Annotated in this window: 4 protein-coding genes; all 4 read left to right on the top strand. The window is 63.0% G+C overall.

The genetic code is table 11. From position 1 onward, the window contains the following. The coding region (locus EOA27_RS33600) for an S-adenosylmethionine:tRNA ribosyltransferase-isomerase (protein WP_189562232.1) at positions 1 to 261 on the top strand (261 nt) is incomplete at its 5' end. Continuing rightward, the gene (locus tag EOA27_RS33605) at positions 251 to 520 is read left to right on the top strand and encodes a hypothetical protein (RefSeq protein WP_126082585.1); all 270 of its coding nucleotides are present in this window, start codon (positions 251 to 253) and stop codon (positions 518 to 520) included. The genes EOA27_RS33600 and EOA27_RS33605, both read left to right, overlap by 11 nt. Beyond that, a complete protein-coding gene (gene tgt, locus EOA27_RS33610; protein WP_126082586.1) occupies positions 513 to 1,643 on the top strand; it encodes a tRNA guanosine(34) transglycosylase Tgt in 1,131 nt (376 codons plus the stop codon). The genes EOA27_RS33605 and tgt overlap by 8 nt, the downstream gene beginning before the upstream one ends. 168 nt (positions 1,644 to 1,811) lie before the next feature. Then, positions 1,812 to 2,073: SDR family NAD(P)-dependent oxidoreductase (locus tag EOA27_RS33615; protein ID WP_127258421.1), on the top strand; the 262-nt coding region annotated here is incomplete at its 3' end.

Raw genomic sequence — 2,073 nt, forward strand, 5'->3', positions numbered from 1 at the left:
GCGCGCGACGATGGCAGGATCGAGGCCTGGTCCGGGCCGACCGATATCTTCATCACGCCCGGCTACCGCTTCCGCACCGCCGACATGTTGATGACCAATTTCCATCTGCCGCGCTCGACACTGTTCATGCTGGTCTCAGCCTTCAGTGGGCTGGAGACGATGCGCTCGGCCTATGCGCATGCCATCGAGAACCGCTACAGGTTCTATTCCTATGGCGATGCCAGCCTGCTTTACCGAGCGGAGACGAGCGATGGACGATGATCTCAACGGCATGGACCGCAATAGGCTGATCGCGGAAGTGAGGAAGCTGCGCGCCGGCATCCGCGCGCATCGCGACACGACCGGGCATGATCTGTGCTGGCATCATCCCGACCTCTGGGACCTTTTGCCGGAAAAGACCGAGCCGTCGATCGCCGTGCCGCCATGGCCGAAATTCATGCGCGGCTGCATCCGCTACCGGCAGTCGCTCGACGAGCAGGCGCCCGATGCGCCGGTGCACGACAAGGAATTCAATGGCTGAGACTTTTTCCTTCAAGGTGCTTGCCAGCGACGGCAAGGCCAGGCGCGGTCTTGTCTCGATGCCGCGCGGCGAAATCCGCACGCCGGCCTTTATGCCGGTCGGCACCGGCGGCACCGTCAAAGCTATGTATATGGACCAGGTGCGCGGCGTCGGCGCCGACATCATTTTGGGCAACACCTACCATCTGATGCTGCGGCCAGGCGCCGAGCGCGTAGCCAGGCTCGGCGGCCTGCACGAGTTCGCGCGCTGGCCGCATCCGATCCTGACCGACAGCGGCGGCTTCCAGGTCATGTCGCTGTCGAAGCTCCGTAAACTGACCGAACAGGGCGTCACCTTCCGCTCGCATATCGATGGCGCACCTTATGAAATGTCGCCGGAGCGGTCGATCGAGATCCAGGGACTGCTCGATTCCGACATCCAGATGCAGCTCGACGAATGCACAGCGCTTCCGGCCAAACCTAAGGAGATCGAGCGCGCCATGGAATTGTCGCTGCGCTGGGCCGAGCGCTGCAAGATTGCGTTCGGCGATCAGCCGGGCAAGGCGATGTTCGGCATCGTCCAGGGCGGCGACAGCGCGCCGATGCGCGTGCGTTCGGCGCAGGCGCTGAAGGCGATGGATCTGAAAGGCTATGCCGTCGGCGGGCTGGCGGTCGGTGAGCCGCAGTCGGTGATGCTGGAGATGCTCGACATCACCTGCCCGGAATTGCCGGCCAACAGACCGCGCTATCTGATGGGCGTCGGCACGCCGGACGATATATTGAAATCGGTAGCCCGCGGCATCGACATGTTCGACTGCGTGATGCCGACGCGGGCCGGCCGGCATGGCCTCGCCTATACGCGCCGCGGCAAGGTCAATCTCAGGAATGCCCGCCATGCCGACGATCCGCGGCCGCTCGACGAGGAAAGCGATTGCCCTGCGGCGCGCGATTACTCGCGCGCCTATCTGCATCACCTGGTGCGCTCGCAAGAGTCGCTCGGAGCGATGCTGCTGACCTGGAACAACCTGTCCTATTATCAGAAGCTGATGCAGGACATCCGGGCAGCCATCGAGGCGCAGGCTTTTGAAGCGCGCGCCGCCGAGATCGCCGAAGGCTGGGCGAGGGGCGACATCCAGGCGATCTAAAGCGCGTCGCAGTCCTTCGGATTCGCTCGATGCGCTTCAGGTCTTTGACTTACGCATGTCTTTATCCCGAGACCGGTTCCCACTGTCGGGAGACATGCTCTAGCCGCTGGTCCCGCCGATTGACGGACGTTCTGCCTAGGAGCAGAATCTTGTCTTGAGGGATCAGCCATGGCTGTGACGTTCGATTTCGCCGGCAAGACGGCGATCGTGACCGGTGGGTCGAGGGGCATCGGCAAGGCCGTGGCCATGCAACTGGCGCGATCGGGATGCGACGTCTGGATATGGGATGCCGATCCAGCGCCACTCGACGGAACCCGCAGCCAAACGGTGGATGTAACCAAGGCAGGCGATATCGGAAAAGCCCTGAGCGAAGTGATCGCCGAGAGCGGCCGGGTCGATATTCTCGTTAACAATGCGGGCTATCTCGGGC

The organism is Mesorhizobium sp. M2A.F.Ca.ET.037.01.1.1 (assembly GCF_003998075.1).
GTDB lineage: Bacteria > Pseudomonadota > Alphaproteobacteria > Rhizobiales > Rhizobiaceae > Mesorhizobium.

Coding starts and splice junctions, on each gene's coding strand:
- EOA27_RS33605 (WP_126082585.1), top strand. CDS start 251: ATGGACGATGATCTCAACGGCATGGACCGCAATAGGCTGATCGCGGAA.
- tgt (WP_126082586.1), top strand. CDS start 513: ATGGCTGAGACTTTTTCCTTCAAGGTGCTTGCCAGCGACGGCAAGGCC.